7 protein-coding genes are annotated in these 7,389 nt (G+C 52.0%); 3 read left to right on the top strand and 4 right to left on the bottom strand.

Annotation, left to right across the window (positions count from 1 at the left end; genetic code table 11):
- Window positions 1-557 (top strand): CRTAC1 family protein (locus tag ABJQ89_RS08850; protein ID WP_348495887.1); only part of this gene is annotated, 557 nt, incomplete at its 5' end.
- Here the strand turns inward: ABJQ89_RS08850 and ABJQ89_RS08855 are convergent.
- On the bottom strand, window positions 554-1,360 hold the full coding sequence (locus tag ABJQ89_RS08855) for a sulfotransferase (RefSeq protein WP_348495888.1): 807 nt from the start codon (window positions 1,358-1,360) through the stop codon (window positions 554-556). The two genes, ABJQ89_RS08850 and ABJQ89_RS08855, sit on opposite strands and share 4 nt — an antisense overlap.
- Window positions 1,361-1,523: 163 nt before the next feature.
- Here ABJQ89_RS08855 and ABJQ89_RS08860 point away from each other — a divergent pair, with 163 nt between their 5' ends.
- On the top strand, window positions 1,524-2,408 hold the full coding sequence (locus ABJQ89_RS08860; protein WP_348495889.1) for a sulfotransferase: 885 nt from the start codon (window positions 1,524-1,526) through the stop codon (window positions 2,406-2,408).
- A gap of 19 nt (window positions 2,409-2,427) precedes the next feature.
- Here the strand turns inward: ABJQ89_RS08860 and ABJQ89_RS08865 are convergent, their stop codons facing one another.
- The 3 genes from ABJQ89_RS08865 to ABJQ89_RS08875 form a co-directional block, all read right to left on the bottom strand.
- Entirely contained in the window at window positions 2,428-3,441 is a 1,014-nt protein-coding gene (locus ABJQ89_RS08865; RefSeq protein ID WP_348495890.1) for a GDP-mannose 4,6-dehydratase, read from the bottom strand.
- A 40-nt stretch (window positions 3,442-3,481) separates the two neighbouring features.
- Window positions 3,482-4,807 carry a UDP-glucose/GDP-mannose dehydrogenase family protein gene (locus ABJQ89_RS08870; protein WP_348495891.1) on the bottom strand — a complete coding sequence of 442 codons (1,326 nt, stop codon included), beginning with the start codon at window positions 4,805-4,807 and terminating at the stop codon, window positions 3,482-3,484.
- A gap of 238 nt (window positions 4,808-5,045) precedes the next feature.
- Window positions 5,046-6,911, bottom strand: a complete 1,866-nt coding sequence (locus tag ABJQ89_RS08875) for a sulfotransferase (protein ID WP_348495892.1) — start codon at window positions 6,909-6,911, stop codon at window positions 5,046-5,048.
- 243 nt (window positions 6,912-7,154) lie between these two features.
- Here ABJQ89_RS08875 and ABJQ89_RS08880 point away from each other — a divergent pair.
- Window positions 7,155-7,389 (top strand): hypothetical protein (locus tag ABJQ89_RS08880; RefSeq protein ID WP_348495893.1); only part of this gene is annotated, 235 nt, incomplete at its 3' end.

Genomic DNA, 7,389 nt, shown 5'->3' on the forward strand with positions numbered 1-7,389 from the left:
GTGGCTGGAGCTGGGACACGAAAATCGCGGATTTCGATCACGACGGTTTGCAAGACGTCTACATCGTGAACGGCACTTGGGTTCCAAACGAGGTTTCGCCCTCGAACCTTTTCTTCCACAATCAAAGCGATGGGCGCTTTGTCGAAGCGTCCGGCCCTTTTGGTCTTGAGGATTACCTCATGACGGCGGCGGCGACGGCCTTTGACATGGACAACGACGGTGATCTCGACATGGTCACCCATCCGGTCAACGGGCCAATGGCCGTTTTCCGCAATAACACCCAAGCGCCTGCACTGGTGATTTCGCTGCACGACCAGATCGGCAATCGCGACGGCATCGGCGCAAAGATCACCCTGACCGACGACACAGGACGCACCCAAATGCGTGAATTGCAGCTTGGTGGCGGCTTCATGTCCTTTGATGCGCCACGCGCGCATTTTGGTATGGGCAGGGCACGCCACGCGACGGAACTGAGCATCCGCTGGCCAGATGGTTCAACGACGCAAGTCAGCGGACCGTTAGATGCAGGCGCGCACTACCGCATCAGCCGAAATTAGCGCGCCAACCATGCGCTTAAATCGATCTTAAGCAGGTTTTGTGTCGTCAAAATATCTTCGCGATAAATGCCCGCCAAATGCGCGCGATCGCTTTCGGACATATCTGTCACCTTCGTTTCCCCCGGTGCGCGCCCTTTCGCTAAATTCAAATTTGGGCGAATGATCTTTTGGGGGGGATAAGTTGTAAAGCGATCAACCGATAGGAAATCGCAGACCTTATCAAAGACCGTATTGGGATCATTCAGCAGATCCTCATTCAAGATGAATAGGGTTTGCTCCTTTGGGAAAAATCGCCAAAGCGTTTCTATCTGCGGGCTATAAAATCCACGCTCAACATAGGAAAAGCTCCGCTTGGCTTTCGCCGTCTCGTCAGTCGGAACCACGGGAACCCGCTTGCGACCCTCTCGAATAGCGTCGCTGAAATTATTAGTCTCCACGCCCCTCTGCGTCACCATTTTCCAATGCGAAAATGCGCGATCAACGGGGTTTCTAAGCAAAGTGACGAACTTCATACTTGGATTGTAGGTAAAGACCCGTTCAATCGCATTTGGCCAGAAGATGTAGCTGGGCGTCTTTTCCCCGACGAGCTGACCCGCCTCAGCCACCGCTGCAAATTCTTCATATGCGGAATAGTTTGGACGGTCCCAATCCTCTGACTCGCGATCAAAAAAATGACCCTCATTGGCACGCATAAGGAGCCTTGGATGCGACGATAAAAAACGGCTTAACGCCGTCGTCGCGGACTTCTGAACCCCGGGTATTATGAAGTTGATTTTTGGCGACACGTTCATCGATCTACCCATACTGTCTTAACCATATATCCTACTGCATTTCCTTAACAAAATCGAGGTACGAAACATGAGGGGACAAAGAGGCTGCTAGAAACAAAATATTGCAGTTTGGCAGATTACAAAGCTATGGTCTGACTTGAAAAATGCATCGAGAATGCCAGAAAATGAGCCCCCTATGACGGATGCAACTGACCAACCAACCACGGGACCAATTGCGATTGGTGGTCTAGGCGGCAGCGGAACGCGCGTGTTCGCGGCAAGTTTACAGCATGCAGGGCTCACGATTGGGCAGGACTTAAACAAAGCGTTGGATAATCTGTGGTTCACCGTTTTGTTCAAACGCAAACGCTGGGCGCAGGAAACACCCGATCCGGCCGACGTCGCCATCTCGGTCGATTTGTTTCGACGGGCGATGACCACGGGTTTAACGGGAAATATGACCGCTGAAGAGACTGCTTTGATTCAGTCCCTGGCAGATGATTTGCCCCCTGATGGTCCGTGGATATGCGGCGCGCGCAGCAAACACGCAGAGCAGCTGATCGCGAGCGATCTACAGCCCGGCGGGCGTGATCAACCTTGGGGCTGGAAAGAACCGAACACACATCTGTTTCTACCAGAGCTAAACGCGCATATTCCCGACCTTCGCTATATCCATGTGGTGCGCAACGGGCTTGATATGTCCTTTAGCAAAAACACGTGGCAGGCAGATCACTGGGCCCATCATTACGAATTGCCCTCCCCCGATACAAACGGCGATCCCGTGCATCAATTGCGCTATTGGATTGCCGCAAACCAACGGGCCATCGCATATTTGCAACGCGCGATGCCGGGGCGATATCTCTTGATTGATTATGATGATTTCTGCATGCGCCCAGACATAGAGTGGCCGCGCCTTCAGCAATTTTTCGGGCGACCAACGGACACGCCTATTCCTGAAGGGTTTATCGTCAAGACCAGCATTGGGCGCAGCGATGCAGAAGATCTGTCAGTATTTCCGCCAGATTTAATGACCGCCTACCGCAGTTTTCAGAAAGAGGTCGCAGCCCTCACAAATCAATGAGAACCGCCCGCGTGCAGGATCAGACCTGATAATAGTCGCGATACCAAGCGATGAAATTGGCAACGCCTTCATCCAGCTTTGTCTTTGGCTCATAGCCTGTCAGAGACTTTAATAACGAACTGTCCGCCCATGTCGCCGGCACATCACCAAGCTGCATCTCCATAAAGTTCTTTTTGGCCTCCTGACCAAGCGCCCCTTCAATCGCAACGATGAAATCCATCAATTTTGTGGGTTCGGAGTTGCCGATGTTCACAATGCGATAAGGCGCGATTGTGGAGAGGCTGTCGCCCTGTTCAATCGTTTCTGCGCTGTCTGGGCGTTCAGGCGGCGTATCGATCAACAGGCGAATACCCGTCACCAAATCGTCGATATAGGTGAAATCACGGCTAAGGTCGCCGTGGTTATAAACGTCGATTTCATCGCCATCTAAAATGGCCTTGGTGAACTTAAAGAGCGCCATGTCAGGACGCCCCCAAGGACCATAAACTGTAAAGAAGCGGAACATGGTGATCGGCAGATCATAGAGGTGGGAATAGGTATGCCCCATCGCCTCATTGGCCTTTTTGGTCGCCCCGTAGAACGACATCTGGATGTCCGCCTTGTGGGTTTCCTTGTAGGGCATTTCGGTATTCGCGCCATACACAGAAGACGTAGATGCCATCAGCAGGTGACTGCAAGGGTTGGCGCGCACCGCTTCGAGCAGATTGAATGTCCCGATCAGGTTGGATTCAACGTAAGATTTGGGATTGTCGATAGAATACCGAACACCCGCTTGCGCAGCGAGATGGACGATCACATCAGGTTTTTCTGCTGTGATCAAATCCATCAGAGCGCCTTCTGTTTCGAGGCGCGCGTTCACGGCGCGAAAGCCCTCATTCTCCAGAAGCATGTCCAAACGACGTTCTTTCAACGCGACGTCGTAATAATCCGTCATCGCGTCAAAGCCGATAACGCTAAACCCTTCTTCTAGAAGGCGTTTGGACAAATGGTAGCCAATGAAGCCGGCGGCGCCGGTAATAAGAGCCTTAGGCATCAATCAACTCCAAGTTTGATTAAGGGTGTTGGAGGGGCGACTAATTCGCCTCTCCTTCGCGGCCGCGACCAATAGAGACATAAGCCTCAAAGCCCGCTTTGCGTACATCTGTTTCTGCATAGATATTGCGTAGATCAGCCATCTTCGCGACGTTCATATCGTTGGCAATGCGGCCAAGATCCAAAGCACGAAATTCGTTCCATTCTGTCAACAGAACAACCAAATCAGCACCGGCTGCGGCCGCATATGCATCATCCATCCAGGTGACACCTGGCAGCAATGCTTCGCCTTCGCGGCGGCCTTCTGGATCGGTCACAGTCACGCCGGCACCGCCACCTACAAGTGCAGGAACAATTGTCAGGCTTGGCGCATCGCGCATGTCATCTGTGTTCGGTTTAAACGTTACACCCAAGACAGCGATTTTTTTACCGTTGAACGAGCCACCACAAAGGTCGAGCAGCTTATCAACCATCCGGCGCTTGACCTCTTCGTTGATCTTGATGACCGCCTCAGTGATCTGCATTGGAACCGCATGTTCCTGACCAATACGCGCAAGCGCCATGGTATCTATAGGGAAACATGAGCCGCCGTAACCCGGACCTGCGTGCAGGAATTTGTTGCCGATGCGGCCATCCAGACCCATGCCGCGCGACACTTCCTTCACGTTCGCACCGGTCTTTTCGCAAAGCGCCGCAATCTCGTTGATGAAGGTAATCTTCGTCGCAAGGAATGCGTTGGCAGCGTATTTGATCATTTCCGCGCTTTCCAAATCTGTTGTGACAATCGGGAAGTCACGCAGATAAAGCGGGCGATAAATGTCAGACATGACCTTGGCCGCGCGTTCTGTTTCAACGCCGACCACAACGCGATCAGGCTTCATGAAATCATCAATCGCCGCACCTTCGCGCAGGAATTCTGGGTTAGACGCAACATCGAACTCAAGGTTCGGGTTCGCCTCTGCGAGCACCTGAGCGACCTTCGCGTTCGTGCCAACAGGAACGGTGGATTTGGTGACAACGACAATGTAATCTTTTGCCGTTTGCGCGATCTCGGTCGCGGCAGCCATCACATAAGTCAGATCAGCGTGGCCATCGCCGCGGCGCGTTGGCGTGCCGACCGCAATAAAGACGGCTTCGGCGCCATCAAGCGCGTGCTCAAGGTCAAGCGTGAATGACAAGCGGCCCGCTTCAACGTTGCGCGCCATAAGCGTCTCAAGACCGGGCTCAAAGATAGGCACTTCGCCGTTCTCGAGTTTCTCGATCTTTGACGCGTCCTTATCGACGCAAATAACATCGTGACCGAAGTCCGAAAAACACACTCCAGAGACGAGGCCCACGTAGCCAGTGCCGATAACTGCAATCTTCATTCTAAAAATAGCTCCTTGGCTTAATATGACGCCTTATTCTTGTGAAACTACCATAAATGCAAGGTTGTTATTGCCCGCCAGCGAAGCCCCGCTACAGGATGAAGCACGCATGCAACCATATTTTCATCTCTGGCGCGTAATCTGGCCATGCGGACATGGGTGAATTGTTCGCACGCATTGTCGAACAAACACCGCCCTCGCCCGTCGCTCAACATCCATGCTGACCTGAGGCCCAGTTCTAAATCTCACCACCTCGACCAATCAATGGGCCATCTGAAAAATCCAGCAATTCGAGCAATTTTTCATCATATGCTGTAAATTTAGACATTTTTTGAATGTTGCTGTCCCTTTCGAACAAGGCGCTCAGGTCGCCCCAGCGGCTACCACGCTCTGCTTTGGGCCCAACGTTTTTGGCCGGTCCTTTCAAAGACAACGACAGGTGCATCACCGAAGACAGGTCGCGTTCAAGCAAATCCAACTGCGACATTCCGTAAACACGGCTGATATCTCTGATGCCCTTTCGCGCATGTTGCAAAACGTCGGCCTCGTCCAAATTCTTCAGATCCGTCCAGCCCTGCATCCTGCGCGACGCGAAGTAGTAGCAATATTTGTTGTAATATCCGTTGGCGACAAACAACTGCATGTCGGCGCGATCCGAGAAGAAATAGTCGTCGGCTGACACCTCGAGCAGGAATTTCTTACCTGCATGTTCTGGCCGCTCAAGATCTATTGCCGACAGCGCCATCGCCTGTCGCTTCAAGAAGAAATAGAGCGATGCAATCCGCTCGTAAGGGTCGCGCAGGACGGTGAACGAGAAGCAATCATCGACGCTCTCTTCCATCGCAACCCAATCGAGATGACCGCCATAATACAGGAACCCCTTGGGGAATTGCTCTTCAACGGGGGCCTGCGAATGGGTCATGATTGGCGAAACATTGCGCGCACCAACAGCAAGGCGCACCTGTTTGGTGATCGTCTGTCCGGCCGTTTTCGGGATGTGCAAGAAGACGACGGGGCGGATTTTCTTGGCCTTTTTAGTCGGCTTAAGATGCGACACGATCCCACGCAATTTGCGCCCACTACGGCCTATCACAGTATCAGATTCAACCTGCGATGCGACATGTTCCAGGTAGGATGTGTTGGTGAAATCCTCGACCTGTTTAAAGGTATCACGCCATTTCTGCGGCACCGCATCGCCGAATTTATCAAAAACTCCAACATATTGTTCTCGCAACTCAGACCCGATCAACGCACGCACAGCGCCATTCAAGGGAATAGAGCGCCCCAAATTAACCTGTCTGCTCGCATCACTTTTAACCGGCGCAATACCGAGAAATGCGCAGAGGTCTTTCATCGTATCTTGTCGAAACAGGTCTTCGTAGAACACATATTTGATATCTTCCGCCGGCACTGACTCTTCGAGCAGGCTCATGGTTTTCATGTAGTTGGCGCGGAAAATCTTTGGATAGCGGCCCATGTGGCGCAAACGTTGAGCATGTTCAGCACTGATGTCGTAAAATTCCTGATCCGTTTCGGCAATTTTCAACATCTTGGTGCGCATGCGAATCTGGGACCACATCCGCGACACGGGATCTCTCAGGATGAAAATGAATTTGCTGGCCCCAATGCCGGCCATGTCCGAAAAACCTTCGGCACTCATACCGCAGTAGGACGGCGTAAAATCAAGCAAGTTCGCTTCTGTCGTGCGCCCATGCGTCATCGCCTTAACATACGCGGTGTGGTCCCCTTTGCTCGCAGCGAAGCATTCTAGCTGGTGGCTTACTTGTCTAATTTGATCAAACAGCGTGGCATTTTCTGGGGCAAAACCGCTTTTTACGCGTGAAACCAATTCTTGCAGCAACTTATAGCGCTGCTCTGCGTGGTGCCGTTCGCTGTGCATATGCAGTGTATCGAAATAATGCATTTCTTTAACAGCGCCGCCATGACACTCAGGCGACTTTTGCAACTGATCAAAAAGCCAGCTTGTCCCAGCTTTTTGAGCTCCGATACAATAGACAATTCTAGCATGTTCAGGAAGCACAGCTTGCCCTTTCGTCAAATTCTTGGGACTTGAGTGTGAAATATTCTGACTAATTGCCAGCACTCTTTGCCAGTCTCGGATTGCAGACCATCAACTGCTATAAATTAGTGCGCCGCTCGAAGCGACGCTTCGCCTCAAATACCATTTTTCGGCGATAATTTACCAGCCCCAACATGGAACGACCAGTACTGGTTTTCTGACCTTTCCAGAACGCAACCGCTGGTATATTGGGTCAAAATAAATTAATTACTTTTGAATTCTTTCGGCCTACTGTCGGCTGGCGCACTTAGCGGAACACTTCACAATATGAATCTTCCCATCCTGCAGTTCGCAAATGCCGTTCGGTACCGATATCAAGTTGCCCATCTAAACGCCAAGGCCAAATCGCGCGAGATCGTTGACGATGCAGGGGACGCAGTCGGGTTTCTGGATTCTGTTTCGGTTGCGTCTGGACGCCTACGCGTCTCTGGCTGGATCAGGGGCGGTGCCAAAGTTACGCTAACTATGCATGGAAACAGGGTTGAGGGCACCCCTTCCCTCT

The organism is Planktotalea sp. (assembly GCF_039984035.1).
Classification (GTDB): domain Bacteria; phylum Pseudomonadota; class Alphaproteobacteria; order Rhodobacterales; family Rhodobacteraceae; genus Planktotalea.